This is a genomic window from Aeromonas veronii bv. veronii (assembly GCF_000820225.1).
Lineage (GTDB): Bacteria > Pseudomonadota > Gammaproteobacteria > Enterobacterales > Aeromonadaceae > Aeromonas > Aeromonas veronii.
In genome coordinates this window covers 33824-49734 of sequence record NZ_CDDK01000004.1, presented here as the reverse complement: position 1 = coordinate 49734, position 15911 = coordinate 33824, and the positions used below count along the sequence as shown (strand labels likewise).

Here is a 15911-nt window from a genome sequence, read left to right as displayed (position 1 = left end):
GATCCCCGAATAACAAGGCTTCCCCCCGGCCCTGTCGCAGCGCCGGGGGAGAAGCAGGAAAAGGGCATGATAACAGTGGCTTGCCACCCAAGGTCAAGGCTGGTAACGCTTGGCCATCACGCTTATCTCGCCGCTGGCCACCAGATTTTGCAGCGCCACCAGCAAGGGCTGGCGCAGCGACTGGTGAGGTGAGTGCTTGCTCATCCCCAGATAGAGGGTCACCGGCGTGGCGGGGCGGTAGTCCGCCTTGCCTATCCGGCTGGCATTTCCCTGACTCAAGGCATAGTCCACCTGACAGTCGGTGCCAATCATCAGCGGCAGGTGACCGCGCTGCACCATGCGCAGCAGCTGATCTTCGGTGGGTACTCCGTGCTTGTCGAGGCGACTGTCACTGTTGAAGGGCTCAAAGTAGGCGGAGTTGAGCACATAGCCGACCTTCACCCCCTGCAGATCGCGGTATTGGTGGATCCGGGCCACATTGACCGGCTGACCATAAAACGCGGGCCAGCACTGATAGTAGGCAGGCTGCAGATAGTCGATGAACTGCGCCCGCTCGGCGGTATAGGCGAGGCCAATCATCAGATCGACCTGGCCGGTCTGCATCTGCTTGAGCGCCCTGCCCCACGGCATCCGCCGTACCTGCAACTCAATGCCGCTCGCCTGTTGCAACCGGCGCAGGATGTCCATGTCGAGCCCCTGCAACCGGCCATCCGCTTGCAGGATGCGAAATGGCGGCCACAGATCGGTGGCCACCGTCAGCGTCGGGGTCGCTCGCACCGGCATGGCAAATAACAGTAACAACACTATCCCGCATAACTTGCCCATCCCGTCGCATACCTCGCACGGCTTATCCTGTTGGTTAAAAATACCCTCCCGCACCACGTATGAAAACCCGTGGTTCAGGGATAAAATGCGCCGGATTTTCAAGGAGAACCCTATGAACCCGATTTTCGCCAGTATCGGTCTACTGCTCTGCAGCAACGTCTTTATGACCTTCGCCTGGTACGCTCACCTCAAGAGCATGAACCATAAACCCTGGATCATTGCCGCCCTGGTGAGCTGGGGTATCGCCCTGTTCGAATACCTGCTGCAAGTGCCCGCCAACCGCATTGGCCATACGGTGATGAGCGTGGGCCAGCTGAAAATCTTGCAAGAAGTGATCACACTCACCGTATTCGTCCCCTTCTCTATCTTCTATCTCAAGGAAGATCTGAAATGGGACTATCTCTGGGCAGGGCTCTGCATTCTCGGTGCGGTCTTTTTTGTCTTTCGCGAGAAACTGACCGGCGCCTGAGGCTGTACACTCAATATCATCCCGCTCATGGCATCTCATTGATCGACGAGGCAAAAAAATGGAATTGCGAGACATGTTACAGATCCTGGCCAAGCAGGATGGCTCAGACCTCTATCTGTCGACCGGCGCGCCCCCCTGCGCCAAATTTAACGGCGGCCTGCGCCCCCTCAACGAAACGCCGCTGGAGCCGGGTGAAGTGGCGCGGATCGCCGCCGAGATCATGGATGGCGAGCAGAAGCAGCAGTTCGAGAAGGATCTGGAGATGAACCTCGCCATCTCCCTGCCCCAGATCGGCCGCTTTCGGGTCAACATCTTCAAGCAGCGCAACGAAGTCTCTCTGGTGGCCCGCAACATCAAGACCGAAATCCCCCGCTTTGAAGATCTCAAACTCCCGCCTGTGTTGCTCGACACCATCATGGAGAAACGCGGTCTGGTGCTGTTTGTCGGCGGTACCGGCTCGGGTAAATCCACTTCGCTGGCAGCGCTTATCGACCATCGCAACCGCAACAGCGGTGGCCACATCATCACCATCGAGGATCCGGTGGAGTTCGTTCATCGCCACCGCAAGAGCATCATCAACCAGCGGGAGGTTGGCGTGGATACCCGTAGCTTCCACGCTGCCCTGAAAAACACCCTACGTCAGGCGCCGGATGTCATTCTTATCGGCGAAATTCGCGATCGCGAGACCATGGAACATGCGCTGGCCTTCTCCGAAACCGGCCACCTTGCCATCTCCACCCTGCACGCCAACAACGCCAACCAGGCGCTGGATCGCATCATCAACTTCTTCCCCGAGGAGCGCCGCCCCCAGCTGCTCAACGATCTGGGCAACAACCTCAAGGCTTTTGTCTCCCAGCGGCTGGTGAAAACCACCGATGGTGGCCGCCGGGCCGCAGTGGAGATCATGCTCGGCACCCACACCATCCGCGACATGATCAAGCGCGGTGAATTTGGCGGCCTCAAGGAGGTGATGGAGAAATCCAAAGCCCTCGGCATGGTCACCTTCGACAGTGCCCTGTTTGATCTGGTGGTGGAAGGGGTAATTGAGGAAGAAGAGGCGGTGAAGAACGCCGACTCGGCCAACAACCTGCGCCTCAAGATCAAGCTGTGGAAGGAGAAGGGGCAGATTGCCAGCAGCAGCGATGCCACCGGCTGGAGCCTCGAACCCACCAAGGACGAGAAGGGCGATTTTTTCTAACCTGCCCCTCGAGAACCCCGGGCCAGCCCGGGGTTCTCTTTATCCCGCACGGCTGACCCGACTTATCCCTCAGCTCCCGCAGCTCACGCAGCTCACGCAGCTCACAGCCAGTCAGCACCAACGGCGAACGCGCTGGCAATACGCCACATACTCGTCGCCGAAACGGGCGCGCAGCAGCCGCTCCTCCGGCATGATCTGAAAGCGGGTCAGCAAGGCCACCAGCACGATTGGCCCAACCCAGACCCAACTTCCCCCCAGATAGCAGCCCCAGGCGACCAGCCAGCAGAGCAGCCCCAGATACATGGGATTGCGACTGACACGATAGACGCCACAGGTCACCAGACGACTGGTGTGCTGCGGTTTGGTGGGGCTGACAGTGGTCTGGTGGTGACGAAACCGCTGCAGGGCACCAAAGCCCATGATGGCCCCCGCCACGACCAGCACAGCCATCAGCGTCATTGCCCAGATACCGGGCTGGCTCTCCCCTCTTAGCCACCACATGGCCCCGGCACAGAGCAGGAAGATCAGCGGTGGTGGCAAACGTAACTCAAGATTGACCATTTTCTTCCCCTGACGAGTGTCGGCCGAACCCGTGTTGCGGTAGACTCCCAACCAGTCAGCGCCTGTTGAGAGTGACAAAGATCATAATAATAACAACAAGTTGTGGTTAAACCACCACCAATGTGGCCGACCCCGTCCAAACTATCCAACGCGAACAACAAAAAGGAATCACCATGCACAAGAAAACTCTGCTGGCTACCCTGATCTTCGGCCTGCTCGCGGGCCAAGCCGTTGCGGCTCCCTATCTGCCCCTTGCGACGGATCATCGCAGCGGCCAGGAGCAAACCGCCAGCAACGCCTGGTTGGAAGTGGATCTGGGCGCCTTTGAACACAATATCCAGACCCTCAAGGATCGCCTCGGCGACAAGGGCCCGCAGATCTGCGCCATCATGAAGGCCGACGCTTATGGTCATGGCATCGACCTGCTGGTCCCCTCCGTGGTCAAGGCCAATATCCCCTGCATCGGCATCGCCAGCAACGAAGAGGCGCGCGTCGCCCGCGAGAAGGGCTTTACCGGCCGTCTGATGCGGGTGCGTGCTGCCACCCCGGATGAAGTAGAGCAGGCCCTGCCCTACAAGATGGAGGAGCTGATCGGCAGTCTGGTGAGTGCCCAGGGTATCGCCGATATCGCCCAGCGCCACCACACCACCATTCCGGTGCATATCGCGCTCAACTCCGCCGGCATGAGCCGCAACGGCATCGACCTGCGTCTGGCCGATGCCAAACAGGATGCGCTGGCCATGCTCAAGCTCAAGGGGATCACCCCGGTCGGCATCATGACCCACTTCCCGGTGGAGGAGAAAGAGGACGTCAAGATGGGACTGGCACAGTTCAAACTGGACTCCCAGTGGCTGCTGGAAGCGGGCAAGCTGGATCGCAGCAAGATCACCATCCACGCCGCCAACTCCTTCGCCACCCTGGCCGTGCCGGACGCCTACTTCGACATGGTGCGCCCGGGCGGCCTGCTCTACGGTGACTCCATCCCCTCCCACACCGAATACAAGCGGGTGATGGCATTCAAGACCCAGGTCGCCTCGGTCAACCACTATGCAGCGGGTAACACCGTCGGTTATGACCGCACCTTTACTCTCAAGCGTGACTCCTGGCTCGCCAACCTGCCGCTGGGCTACTCCGATGGTTATCGCCGCTCCCTGAGCAACAAGGCCTATGTGCTGATCCAGGGTCAGAAGGTGCCGGTGGTCGGCAAGACCTCCATGAACACCATCATGGTGGATGTGACTGATCTGAAAGGGGTGAAACCCGGCGACGAGGTGGTGCTGTTTGGCCGTCAGGGTGACGCCGAAGTGAAACAGGCGGATCTGGAGGAGTACAACGGCGCCCTGCTGGCGGACATGTACACCATCTGGGGCTACACCAACCCCAAAAAGATCAAACGCTGATCACGCGATATGAAAAAGGGCTCCCGCGGGAGCCCTTGTTGTTTGGTATTAAATGATGTTGCGTTTAAGCGGCCTTTTTACGGGTCACAAACAGACTCAGGCCCATGGATGCCAGCAGGATCAACGCGACTACACCAAGCGCAATGCCGGTCGGGATCTTGAAGATATCCAGCAGCAGCATCTTGACCCCGATAAACATCAGGATCAGCGCCAGACCGTATTTGAGCAGGGCGAAGCGATCAGCCACACCCGCCAGCAGGAAGTACATGGCTCGCAGACCCATGATGGCGAAGATGTTGGAGGTCAGCACGATGAAGGGATCCGTGGTCACCGCGAAGATGGCCGGGATACTGTCCACCGCGAAGATGAGATCGCTCACCTCCACCAACACCAGAATGAGCAGCAGCGGGGTGGCATAGCGCACACCGTCACGCCAGACGAAGAACTTCTCCCCTTCCAGGGTCTCGGTCACCTTGAAGCGACGGCGCATCCAGCCCAGCAGCGGGTTGTTGGCGAGATCAGGCTCCTTGTCGGCCGCCCACAGCATCTTGGCACCGGTCAGCAGCAGGAAAGCGCCAAACAGATAGAGGATCCAGTGGAACTGCTCGATGAGCCAGCTGCCCGCGAACACCATACCAGCCCGCATCACGATGGCACCCAGTACCCCGTACAGCAGCACCCGGCGCTGCAGCTCGGCTGGAATGGCAAAGTAGCCGAACAGCATCAGCCAGACGAAGACGTTGTCCACTGCCAGCGCTTTCTCGATGAGGTAGCCGGTGAGGAACTCCAACCCCTTCTGGTTGGCGATTTCACGGCCCGCGCTGTGATCGAGCCAGAGCCAGATAGCCAGGTTGAAGAGCAGGGCAACACTGATCCAGATGAGGGACCAGACGCCCGCCTCTTTGAGAGATACCTTGTGTGACTTGCCGCCACCGACAAAGCGTATGTCTATCCATAACAGGACCAGCACTATGCTGAAGAAACCGGTCCACATCCACCATTCACCCATGTTCACTTCTCCCAAAAACGACAAAACCCACGACCGAGAGGCGTGGGTTTGCGTTTGGAGCAGATACACCTTGCCTCTCGGCAAGGTCTCACTTACAGCTGATTTGCATCGACTGCCCGGCTGCCGGGTGCACTGCAGGAAATGGGTGCACCGTAATGACGACAAACCGGCGAGAAGTTACTCCCCTTGTTGCGCGGATAGTAGCAGCGGTAAAAGATAACGCCAAGAGGCATCTTCACTGCCGTCAAAAATAAATCGGGGCCCCATCAAGGAGCCCCGCAAGCAGGTTCAACACATCCCCATCAGAGCGGGTCGACCTTGAGGCAGGAGACCGCGTGATCGAAGTTCCCCTCCAGCACAGGGCGGGTCTTGGCGCACTCGGGGCCAGCCACCGGGCAGCGGGTGCGGAACACGCAACCGGACGGCGGGTTCATCGGTGAGGGCAAGTCCCCCTCCAGGATCTGGATCACCTTGTTGCGCTCCAGCTCAGGGTCCGGGATCGGCACCGCTGACATCAGCGCCTTGGTGTAGGGGTGCAAGGGGTTGGCGAAGATCTCCTTGCGAGTCCCCAGCTCGACGGCGTTGCCCAGATACATCACCAGTACCCGGTCGGAGATGTGCTTGACCACCGACAGATCGTGGGCGATGAAGATAAGCGACAGCCCCATCTCCTTTTGCAGGGATTTGAGCAGGTTGACCACCTGCGCCTGAATGGAGACGTCAAGTGCCGAGACCGGCTCGTCACAGATGATCATCTTGGGCTCGAGGATCAGCGCCCGGGCAATCCCGATCCGCTGGCACTGGCCACCAGAGAACTCGTGCGGATAGCGGTTGACCAGGTTGGGCAAGAGCCCCACCTTACTCATCATGGCGCGCACCTTCTCCTTCACCTCTTCCCGTGGCAGGTTGGGATAGAAGGTGATGAGCGGCTCGGCGATGATGTCGCCGATGGTCATGCGCGGGTTCAGAGAAGCCAGCGGGTCCTGGAAGATCATCTGGATCTCTTTGCGCTTCTCGCGCAGGGCATTCTGATCGAGCTTGGTGAGATCGTCACCCAGCCACACCACCTTGCCATCGGTGGCCGGTACCAGACCGATGATGGCGCGGGCAAAGGTCGATTTGCCGCAGCCGGACTCCCCCACCACACCGAGGGTTTCCCCCTCATAGAGACGCAAGGTCACGCCATCGACCGCCTTGAGGTCGGACGGTTTGGCCCAGGGCCACGCCTTGCCACTCTTGATACTGAAGTGGACCTTGAGGTCAGACACTTCCAACAGCAATTTTTTGTCGGCACCCATTTAGTTGGCCCCCTTGTTGATGGCATCCGAAACCCAGTGGCAAGCACGCTCCCGACCGTCGTTGAACGGGGTCAGGATCGGTGACTGCTGGCCGCAAATCTCGCTGACCCGGTGGCAACGCTCCTGGAAGGGGCAGCCGGTCGGCAGACGCAGCAGGTTGGGCGGATTGCCCGGGATGGTGGGCAGCACTTCCCCTTCGGTATCGAGACGAGGAATGGCGCGCAGCAGGCCTTCGGTGTAGGGGTGGCTCGGGCGATAGAAGATATCGTCTACCTTGCCGTACTCCATGGTACGACCGGCATACATCACCAGCACCTTGTTGCAGATACCGGCTACCACGCCAAGGTCATGGGTGATCATGATGATGGCAGTGTTGAACTCGCGCTTGAGCTCGTTCATCAGAGTCATGATCTGGGCCTGTACGGTCACGTCGAGTGCGGTAGTCGGTTCGTCAGCGATCAGCAGTTGCGGCCGGCAGAGCAGTGCCATGGCGATCATCACCCGCTGGCGCATGCCGCCGGAAAACTCGTGGGGATACATCCCCATCCGCTTGCGTGCTTCGGGAATTTTGACCGCATCGAGCATCCGTACCGACTCTTCGAACGCTTCCGCCTTGCTGACGCCCTTATGCAACATCAGCACTTCCATCAGCTGATCCTGCACCTTCATGTAGGGGTTGAGCGAGGTCATGGGGTCCTGGAAGATCATGGCGATCTTCTCGGAGCGGATCTTGTTGAGCTTGGACTCCGGCAGGTTGAGGATCTCCTCACCCTGAAACTTGGCGGAACCGGTAATTATGCCGTTTTTGGCCAGCAGCCCCATGATGGCAAAGGCCGTCTGGGATTTGCCAGAGCCGGACTCGCCGACGATCCCCAGGGTTTCACCCGCAGAGAGAGAAAAGTTGAGGTCGTTGACCGCCACCACATTGCCGTCCGGGGTCTTGAACTCGACCCGCAGATCTTTCACATCCAGTAACTTCATATAAAAACTCCTTATCGATCTTTCGTGATGCTTTCCTGTCGATCCGATGCTCGATTAACGATCTTTCGGATCGAGGGCGTCACGCAGACCATCCCCGAGGAAGTTGAAGCAAAACAGGGTCACCACCATAAAGCAGGCGGGGAACAGCAGTTGCCAGATGGCCACTTCCATCGACTTGGAGCCTTCATCCAGCAGGGCACCCCAGCTGGTCATCGGTTCCTGAACACCAAGGCCCAGGAAACTCAGGAAGGATTCAAACATGATCATGCCCGGCACCAGCAAGGTGGCGTAGACGGCCACGATACCGAGTACGTTCGGTACGATGTGACGGGTGATGATCTTCCACTTGGAGACGCCACAGACGTGGGCCGCCTCGATAAACTCCTTGCTCTTGAGGCTGAGAGTCTGGCCGCGCACGATCCGCGCCATGTCGAGCCAGCTCACCGCCCCGATGGCGATAAAGATGAGCGCCAGATTGCGGCCAAAGAAGGTGACCAGCATGATGACGAAGAACATGAAGGGGAAGGCGTTGAGGATCTCCAGTACCCGCATCATCAGGCTGTCGACCCGCCCGCCAATAAAACCGGAGGCAGCGCCATACAAAGTACCGATGATGACCGCCACCATAGCGCCCATGATGCCGACCATCAGGGAGATGCGACCGCCCAGCAGGGTGCGCACGAACAGATCGCGCCCCAGACTGTCGGTTCCGAAGTAGTGACCCGCTTCCATATCCGGCGGCGACTGCATGGCGCCCCAGTCCGGATCGTCAAAGGTGTATTGGGACAAATGGGGGCCAAAGATGACCGCCAGACCGATGATGGTCAGAATGATCAGGCTGGTCAGGGCCGCCTTGTTGCGCAGGAAACGGCGACGGGCATCCTTCCACAGGGAGCGTCCCTCCACCACTTCCACTTTTTGCGCGAACGCCTCGACGGCATCGCGTTTTTCAGTTGAAACAACCATGATGAACTCCCGAATTAGTAACGGATCTTGGGATCGATAAAGGCGTAGAGAATATCGACCACAGCGTTAAAGGTGATGGTGAGGGCGCCGACCAGAATGGTCAGACCGAGCACCATGGAGTAATCACGGTTAAGGGCACCGTTGACGAACAGCTGACCGATCCCCGGCAGGCCGAAGATGGTCTCGATCACCACGGAACCTGTGATGATGCCGACAAAGGCCGGGCCCAGATAGGAGACCACCGGCAGCATGGCCGGACGCAGCGCGTGTTTCAGGATGATGTGGCGCAGCGGCAAGCCCTTGGCACGGGCGGTACGGATGAAGTTGGAGTTCATGGTCTCGATCATGCTGCCCCGCATGATCCGCGAGATGGCAGAGATGTAGTACATCATCATGCCGAACACCGGCAGCACCATAAACTGGATGCCACCGCCCTGCCATCCACCGGCAGGGAACCAGCCAAGATGAATACTGAAGAACAGCACCAGCAAGGGCGCCAGCACAAAGCCCGGGATCACCACCCCGGCCATGGCCGACGACATCAGCAGATAATCGATGATGGTGTTCTGTTTCAGTGCCGCTATGGTGCCGAAGGTGACCCCCAGCAACACGGCGAAGAAGAAGGCCGTGGTCCCGATCTTGGCGGAAACAGGCAGCGCCTGGCTCACCAGATCATTGACGGTGAAATCCTTGTATTTAAAAGAGGGGCCCAAATCACCCTGCACCAGGTTGCCCAGGTAAGTGAGATATTGCATGCCAATGGGTTTGTCGAGCCCGTATTTGGCCTCAATATTGGCGATGACTTCGGGGGGCAGTGAACGCTCGCTGGTAAAGGGGTTACCCGGGGCGAAACGCATCATGAAGAAAGAGACGGTGATCAAGACCAGCAGAGTCGGGATCGCTTCCAATAGCCGTTTAAAAATGAATTTCAACATAGACATTTCCTGTCCTGTACTGCTTCCAAATGGTCGCGGTTGTAATAAAGGCCCGCCGTCCGGCGGGCCCTGCTTGTTATGCGACTTGTTGCTTTAAATCAGTGAGCAATGATGTACATATCTTTGCTGTAGAGGTTATCCAGCGGGTTGGCTGGGTAGCCACCCACATAGGATTTCACCATGCGCGGAGTAACGTATTGATAGATAGGGGCGATCGGCATGTCCTTGGCAAGGATGGCCTCAGCCTGGGCATAGATCTTGTTGCGGGCCACATCGTCAACCTGATCGCGAGACTCATCCATCAGCTTGTCATACTCCAGATTAGAGTACTTGCCGTCGTTGGTGCCGTGGGTGGTCTGCATCAGATCCAGCATGGAGGAGGCTTCGTTGTAGTCAGCGTTCCAGCCGGCACGAGCTACTTCAAACTGCCCCTGTTTCTTGGTTTCCAGGTAAGTTTTCCACTCCTGGTTGACCAGGCTCACCTGCACACCCAGCTTCTTCCACATGGAGGCCACGGCCACGGCCACTTTCTTGTGGTTGTCGTCGGTGTTGTAGAGCAGTTCGAGCTTGAGCGGCTTGCTGGCATCGAAACCGGCTTCTTTCAACATGGCTTTCGCTTTGGTATCACGCTCGGCCTGGGTCATCTTCGACCAATCGGCGACCACTGGCTTGAAACCATCCACATAGTCTGGGGTCAGACCGTAAGCCGGAGTCTGGCCCTGACCCATTACCTTGTCGGCGATCACATCACGATCGATGGCGTAGGAGAGCGCAGTACGGACACGCACATCGTCAAACGGTTTGTGCTTGAAGTTGAATTGGTAATAGTAAGTGGACACCAAGCCGGTCACCTTCAGCTCATTCGGGTAATCCTTCTTGAGCTGCTTGAAACGTTCGATAGGAGTGGTGTAAGTCAGATCCACCTCACCCGCCAGATAGCGGCTCAGATCGGCGTTGGTAGACTGGATCGGCAAATAGACCACTGTATTGATCACTGTCTTGCCGTCGTCCCAGTAATTCTTGTTGCGCTCAAGCTCTATCCGCTCGTTGACCACCCATTTCTTCAGCACATAGGCACCATTGGATACCATGTTCTCCGGCTGGGTCCACTTGTCACCAAACTGCTCGACTACCTTTTTCGGTACCGGATAGGTGGTGGTGTGGGAGAGCATGCTGACGAAGTAAGGGATCGCTTTCTCAAGCTGCACTTCGAAGGTGTAGTCATCAGCAGCCTTCACACCCAGCGTATCAGCGGGTTTCTTGCCAGCGATAATATCGGTGGCGTTGGCGATAGTCGGCATCTCCAGATACCAGGAGTAAGGAGAGGCGGTTTTCGGATCAACGGCACGCTGGAAAGCAAAAACGAAATCGTGGGCAGTGACCGGGTCACCGTTGGACCACTTGGCATCTTTGCGCAGGTGGAAGACGTAGTGCTTGTTATCCTTGGTTTCCCAGGATTCAGCCACAGCCGGGAGAATTTCCCCTTTCGGGCCGGAAGCAACGAGACCCTCGAACAGGTCGCGCAGGATATTGGATTCGACCGTTCCTTCGGTCTTGTGCGGGTCAAGGGTCGCAGGCTCGGAGCCGTTGCCTTTTACCAGTTGCTGGACTTCAGCCAGCTTGGTTCCCGCCGGAACATCGGCAGCCTGAGCCACATTGACGCCACCAAACAGTGCAGCCACCAGCAATGTGTTAATCATTGTTTTTTTATGAGTCATTTCCCTACTCCAACAAGAACATTCCATGCATTTTTTAAAGTGACGGGGTTAAAACCCGCTCCCAGCATAATTCCCTGCCAATTCCGATAATGCAACAGATATTGTCAGGGTAATCGTCATTTTCTGGTCAAAAAATCAGCCATCATGCGCTTTTTCAGTATTAAAACACCAGCAAAGCGCTCATTTTTCACACAAACGACCGATTCTAGAAAAGACCGGGCAAAAAGCAACCAATAAAAAGCCGGTCACGAGGACCGGCTTTCATAAAGCGGAGCTGGCTCACATCAGGCTGGGGAAAACCCCCTTGATGCCGGCCACCATGATCTCGATACCCAGCGACATCATGATAAGACCCATGATACGGGTCACCACGTTGATGCCGGTGTTGCCCATGATCTTGAACAGCAGCGGCGCGGCGCGGAAGATGAGCCAGGAGCAGAAGGAGAAGACCACGACAACCACTGACATGCCGAGCAGCTGCTGCCAGTGGCTCTGGCTGGCATAGACAATCACCGAGGAGATGGCACCGGGACCCGCCATCAGCGGCAGCGCCAGCGGCACCACGGCGATAGACTCACGCACCGCCAGTTCGCCCTTCTCCTGTTTGTTGTGCTTCACCTCGCCCAGCTTGCCCTGCAGCATCGACCAGGCAATCAGGGTAATCAGCGACCCACCGGCGATCCGGAACGACGCCAGCGAGATGCCAAACCCATCCAGGATCAGCTGCCCCATATACATGGAGACCAGCAGGATCACCATCACCGCGATATTGGCGGTGGTATTGGTTTTCATCCGCTCGGCCTGGGTATGGTGGCTGGTCAGACTGACAAACACCGGCAACAAACCAAGCGGGTTGATAATTGCGAACAAACCGACAAAAAACTTCAGATACAACGAGACGTCAATTGCTGCCATAGGCGCCTTCCAATAGAGTTTCGGGCCCAGCGGGCCAGTCCATTAATTTCGTGCGTAAATTTACATCATAGCCAGAGCGGGCACCAATCAAATAATCTCACCATTTCGAGGGTTTTTTAGTTAGTTCATCTAATGCATCCGCGCTAACTGGCATAAACCGATGCCAAAAGCCCTTTCGACCGCCCGACACGCGCCAGAAAAGTGAACGCAAGCCTGCTTAATCATGACCAGAGAGCCCGACGATGACTGACCGAATGACCAAGCGACTCGAGAGGATTCAAGCTTTGCCTTCCCACTATTTCAGACCAGACATCACTTCATTGACTCGGTAATAGAGCCACAATGCAAAAACCGAGAAAGCGGGCAGAAATGGCCCCCTCGGGGAATAAAGCGGATTAGTCATGGATTAAAACAACAATCATTTTCGCAACAAACGCTGGAATAAAGCGCGTTTGTCGGTGGTTTTGAAACCGATTCACTCATATTTGCTAACCTATGCCGCCAAAATAGCTCTGCAATTCTATGTTAGATTGCAATTAACCACTTGATAAATGTGGTTTATTACTCCGCATTAACAACTCTCTCGCCTTTCCCTTTGATGCACATTCCGATAACATCAGTCAAACAAGGATTGTGAAATAAAATTTCTTTTGTTCTTTTGTTACACATGATCCAGATCAAGTTTTTCTGAGTCAGCCCCGCTCTATAATCGACTCAGAAAGCGATTTAGTAAGGCATGTGAAAAAGCTGTTGCAACGATACCGCCTTGACAGGGCGACTATAATTGCCGGGCATTGCCAACGTCTTACTAAACAGTTTTCAAATAATCAGGAGATAAACATGGCAGTAACCAATTTGGCTGAACTGGATGCACTGGTCGCCCGCGTTAAGGAAGCCCAGCGTGAATTCGCCAGCTTCTCTCAAGAGCAGGTAGACAAGATCTTCCGTGCCGCCGCCCTGGCCGCCAACAACGCCCGTATCCCCCTGGCCCAGATGGCCGTGGAAGAATCCGGTATGGGTATCATCGAAGACAAGGTTATTAAGAACCACTTCGCCTCCGAATACATCTACAACAAGTACAAAGAAGAGAAGACCTGCGGCATTCTGAGTGAAGACACTCAGATGGGCACCATCACCATCGCCGAGCCGGTAGGTATCATCTGTGGTATCGTTCCGACCACCAACCCGACTTCTACTGCGATCTTCAAATCCATGATCGCGCTCAAGACCCGCAACGCCATCATCTTCTCCCCGCACCCCCGTGCCAAGAACTCCACCAATACCGCAGCCAAGCTGGTACTGGATGCAGCTGTTGCCGCTGGTGCGCCGAAAGACATCATCGGCTGGATCGACCAACCGTCTGTTGAGCTCTCCAACGCCCTGATGAAGCACGAAGACATCAACCTGATCCTGGCCACCGGTGGCCCGGGCATGGTGAAAGCAGCCTACTCCTCCGGTAAGCCTGCTATCGGTGTGGGTGCCGGTAACGTACCTATCGTTATCGACGAAACCGCCGACGTGAAGCGTGCCGTTGCCTCCATCCTGATGTCCAAAACTTTCGATAACGGCGTGGTCTGTGCTTCCGAGCAGGCAGTCATCGTTGTTGATGCCATCTACGACCAGGTTAAAGAGCGCTTTGCATCCCACAAGGGCCACGTGCTCTCCAAAGAAGATGCTGACAAGGTACGTAAAGTCATCCTGATCAACGGTGCCCTGAACGCCAACATCGTTGGTCAGCCAGCCACCAAGATTGCCGAGATGGCAGGCGTGACTGTACCGGCTGATACCAAGATCCTGATCGGTGAAGGCGTCAAGCTGTGTGCAGAAGATGAGTTTGCTCACGAAAAATTGTCCCCGCTGCTCGGTATGTTCCGTGCTAGCAGCTTCGAAAACGCCGTTGATATGGCCTGTGACATGGTCAACATCGGTGGTATCGGCCACACCTCCGGTCTGTACACCGACCAGGACCGCAACGCTGACCGCATCAAGTACTTCGGCGACAAGATGAAGACCGCGCGTATCCTGATCAACACTCCGTCTACCCAAGGCGGTATCGGTGACCTGTACAACTTCGCAATGGCACCGTCCCTGACCCTGGGTTGCGGCTCCTGGAGCGGTAACTCCATCTCCGAAAACGTGGGTCCGAAGCACCTGATCAACAAGAAGACAGTCGCAAAACGGGCAGAAAACATGCTGTGGCACAAACTTCCGAAATCCATCTACTTCCGTCGTGGTTCCCTGCCGATCGCTCTGAGCGACCTGGAAGGTAAAAAGCGTGCCATGGTCGTAACTGACCGCTTCCTGTTCAACAACGGCTACGCCGATGAACTGGTCAGCCTGCTGAAAGCACAGAATATGGAAGTGGAAGTGTTCTACGAAGTAGAAGCTGACCCGACCCTGGCTGTGGTTCGCAAGGGTGCCGAGATGGCCAACTCCTTCAAACCGGACGTTATCCTGGCGCTGGGCGGTGGTTCACCGATGGATGCGGCCAAGATCATGTGGGTGATGTACGAGCACCCGAACACTGCGTTCGAAGATCTGGCCATGCGCTTCATGGACATCCGCAAGCGTATCTACAAGTTCCCGAAAATGGGCGTGAAGGCCGAACTGGTCTGTATCACCACCACTTCCGGTACCGGCTCTGAAGTCACTCCGTTTGCGGTAGTAACCGATGAAGTGTCTGGTCAGAAGTATCCGCTGGCTGACTACGAGCTGACCCCGAACATGGCCATCGTTGATGCCAACCTGGTCATGGGCATGCCGAAGTCCCTGTGTGCCTTCGGTGGTATCGATGCCGTGACTCACGCCATGGAAGCCTATGTTTCCGTACTGGCTAACGAGTACTCCGACGGCCAGGCGCTGCAAGCCCTGAAAATGCTGAAAGAGTACCTGCCATCCAGCTACCAGAACGGTGCCAACGACCCGATCGCTCGTGAGAAGGTGCACAATGCTGCCACCATCGCCGGTATCGCGTTCGCCAACGCCTTCCTGGGTGTGTGCCACTCCATGGCTCACAAACTGGGTGCCGAGTTCCACATTCCGCACGGTCTGGCTAACGCCCTGCTGATCAGCAACGTCATCCGCTACAACGCGAACGACAACCCGACCAAGCAGACTGCGTTCTCCCAGTACGACCGCCCGCAGGCTCGTCGTCGTTACGCCGAAGTTGCTGACCACCTGGGTCTGACTGCTGCCGGTGACCGCACCGCAGCCAAGATCGAGAAGCTGCTGACCTGGCTGGACGAGCTGAAGGCTACCCTGGGTATCCCGGCCTCTATCCGCGAAGCTGGCGTGACTGAAGCTGACTTCCTGGCCAAGGTTGACCAGCTGGCTATCGAAGCTTTCGATGACCAGTGCACCGGCGCCAACCCACGCTACCCGCTGATCAGCGAGCTGAAGCAGGTTCTGCTGGACTCCTACTACGGTCGTCCGTTCACCGAAGCCGCTCCGGTAACTGCTGCCCCGGTTGAAGCCAAGGTTGAAGGCAAGAAGAAATCCAAGGCCTGATAACCAGTCCTGAGATAACAAGCCCGCGCACTGCGCGGGCTTTTTTTATCTGCCACTTATCACAGCGATCCTCTCTCCAGCCGATTGCGGTAGTACAGCCCCTAACGTCCCAACCAACCAACCAACCAA

At 56.8% G+C, this 15911-nt stretch carries 13 protein-coding genes; 4 read left to right on the top strand and 9 right to left on the bottom strand.

Annotation, left to right across the window (positions count from 1 at the left end; all coding sequences use genetic code 11):
• Window positions 1-93 precede the first annotated feature (93 nt).
• The gene (locus BN1139_RS01430) at window positions 94-825 is read right to left on the bottom strand and encodes a substrate-binding periplasmic protein (RefSeq protein WP_013723600.1); all 732 of its coding nucleotides are present in this window, start codon (window positions 823-825) and stop codon (window positions 94-96) included.
• Between the two features lie 112 nt (window positions 826-937).
• Between BN1139_RS01430 and BN1139_RS01425 the strand changes: the two genes are divergently transcribed.
• Window positions 938-1294, top strand: a complete 357-nt coding sequence (locus BN1139_RS01425; RefSeq protein ID WP_005353120.1) for a DMT family protein — start codon at window positions 938-940, stop codon at window positions 1292-1294.
• Window positions 1295-1352: 58 nt separating this feature from the next.
• Window positions 1353-2492 carry a type IVa pilus ATPase TapW gene (gene tapW, locus BN1139_RS01420; protein WP_005353124.1) on the top strand — a complete coding sequence of 380 codons (1140 nt, stop codon included), beginning with the start codon at window positions 1353-1355 and terminating at the stop codon, window positions 2490-2492.
• A gap of 111 nt (window positions 2493-2603) precedes the next feature.
• Here the strand turns inward: tapW and BN1139_RS01415 are convergent, their stop codons facing one another.
• A complete protein-coding gene (locus tag BN1139_RS01415; protein ID WP_005353127.1) occupies window positions 2604-3053 on the bottom strand; it encodes a methyltransferase family protein in 450 nt (149 codons plus the stop codon).
• Window positions 3054-3226: 173 nt separating this feature from the next.
• Here BN1139_RS01415 and alr point away from each other — a divergent pair, with 173 nt between their 5' ends.
• The gene (gene alr / locus BN1139_RS01410; RefSeq protein ID WP_005353131.1) at window positions 3227-4453 is read left to right on the top strand and encodes an alanine racemase; all 1227 of its coding nucleotides are present in this window, start codon (window positions 3227-3229) and stop codon (window positions 4451-4453) included.
• 64 nt (window positions 4454-4517) lie between these two features.
• On the opposite strand, the gene BN1139_RS01405 is transcribed toward alr, so the two are convergent.
• The 7 genes from BN1139_RS01405 to BN1139_RS01375 form a co-directional block, all read right to left on the bottom strand.
• The gene (locus BN1139_RS01405; protein ID WP_005353134.1) at window positions 4518-5462 is read right to left on the bottom strand and encodes a TerC family protein; all 945 of its coding nucleotides are present in this window, start codon (window positions 5460-5462) and stop codon (window positions 4518-4520) included.
• Between the two features lie 302 nt (window positions 5463-5764).
• Complete coding sequence (gene oppF, locus BN1139_RS01400; protein WP_005337666.1) at window positions 5765-6760, bottom strand: murein tripeptide/oligopeptide ABC transporter ATP binding protein OppF; 996 nt, start codon at window positions 6758-6760, stop codon at window positions 5765-5767.
• On the bottom strand, window positions 6761-7741 hold the full coding sequence (gene oppD, locus BN1139_RS01395; protein WP_005353139.1) for an ABC transporter ATP-binding protein: 981 nt from the start codon (window positions 7739-7741) through the stop codon (window positions 6761-6763). It abuts the gene before it with no gap.
• Window positions 7742-7795: 54 nt separating this feature from the next.
• Window positions 7796-8707: an oligopeptide ABC transporter permease OppC gene (gene oppC / locus BN1139_RS01390; RefSeq protein WP_005337670.1), complete on the bottom strand. Its 912-nt coding sequence runs from the start codon at window positions 8705-8707 to the stop codon at window positions 7796-7798.
• A gap of 14 nt (window positions 8708-8721) precedes the next feature.
• The gene (gene oppB, locus BN1139_RS01385) at window positions 8722-9642 is read right to left on the bottom strand and encodes an oligopeptide ABC transporter permease OppB (protein WP_005337672.1); all 921 of its coding nucleotides are present in this window, start codon (window positions 9640-9642) and stop codon (window positions 8722-8724) included.
• Between the two features lie 98 nt (window positions 9643-9740).
• Window positions 9741-11360 (bottom strand): ABC transporter substrate-binding protein, encoded by a 1620-nt coding sequence (locus BN1139_RS01380; RefSeq protein ID WP_005353143.1) that lies wholly within the window; start codon window positions 11358-11360, stop codon window positions 9741-9743.
• A 279-nt stretch (window positions 11361-11639) separates the two neighbouring features.
• On the bottom strand, window positions 11640-12275 hold the full coding sequence (locus BN1139_RS01375; protein WP_005337678.1) for a YchE family NAAT transporter: 636 nt from the start codon (window positions 12273-12275) through the stop codon (window positions 11640-11642).
• An 840-nt stretch (window positions 12276-13115) separates the two neighbouring features.
• Between BN1139_RS01375 and adhE the strand changes: the two genes are divergently transcribed.
• Window positions 13116-15782: a bifunctional acetaldehyde-CoA/alcohol dehydrogenase gene (gene adhE, locus BN1139_RS01370; RefSeq protein WP_005353146.1), complete on the top strand. Its 2667-nt coding sequence runs from the start codon at window positions 13116-13118 to the stop codon at window positions 15780-15782.
• The last annotated feature ends 129 nt before the right edge of the window (window positions 15783-15911 follow it).

What these genes read in the sequence shown, in the direction of transcription:
- BN1139_RS01430 (WP_013723600.1), bottom strand. Translation starts at nt 825, where the DNA reads ATGGGCAAGTTATGCGGGATAGTGTTGTTACTGTTATTTGCCATGCCG.
- BN1139_RS01425 (WP_005353120.1), top strand. Translation starts at nt 938, where the DNA reads ATGAACCCGATTTTCGCCAGTATCGGTCTACTGCTCTGCAGCAACGTC.
- tapW (WP_005353124.1), top strand. Translation starts at nt 1,353, where the DNA reads ATGGAATTGCGAGACATGTTACAGATCCTGGCCAAGCAGGATGGCTCA.
- BN1139_RS01415 (WP_005353127.1), bottom strand. Translation starts at nt 3,053, where the DNA reads ATGGTCAATCTTGAGTTACGTTTGCCACCACCGCTGATCTTCCTGCTC.
- alr (WP_005353131.1), top strand. Translation starts at nt 3,227, where the DNA reads ATGCACAAGAAAACTCTGCTGGCTACCCTGATCTTCGGCCTGCTCGCG.
- BN1139_RS01405 (WP_005353134.1), bottom strand. Translation starts at nt 5,462, where the DNA reads ATGGGTGAATGGTGGATGTGGACCGGTTTCTTCAGCATAGTGCTGGTC.
- oppF (WP_005337666.1), bottom strand. Translation starts at nt 6,760, where the DNA reads ATGGGTGCCGACAAAAAATTGCTGTTGGAAGTGTCTGACCTCAAGGTC.
- oppD (WP_005353139.1), bottom strand. Translation starts at nt 7,741, where the DNA reads ATGAAGTTACTGGATGTGAAAGATCTGCGGGTCGAGTTCAAGACCCCG.
- oppC (WP_005337670.1), bottom strand. Translation starts at nt 8,707, where the DNA reads ATGGTTGTTTCAACTGAAAAACGCGATGCCGTCGAGGCGTTCGCGCAA.
- oppB (WP_005337672.1), bottom strand. Translation starts at nt 9,642, where the DNA reads ATGTTGAAATTCATTTTTAAACGGCTATTGGAAGCGATCCCGACTCTG.
- BN1139_RS01380 (WP_005353143.1), bottom strand. Translation starts at nt 11,360, where the DNA reads ATGACTCATAAAAAAACAATGATTAACACATTGCTGGTGGCTGCACTG.
- BN1139_RS01375 (WP_005337678.1), bottom strand. Translation starts at nt 12,275, where the DNA reads ATGGCAGCAATTGACGTCTCGTTGTATCTGAAGTTTTTTGTCGGTTTG.
- adhE (WP_005353146.1), top strand. Translation starts at nt 13,116, where the DNA reads ATGGCAGTAACCAATTTGGCTGAACTGGATGCACTGGTCGCCCGCGTT.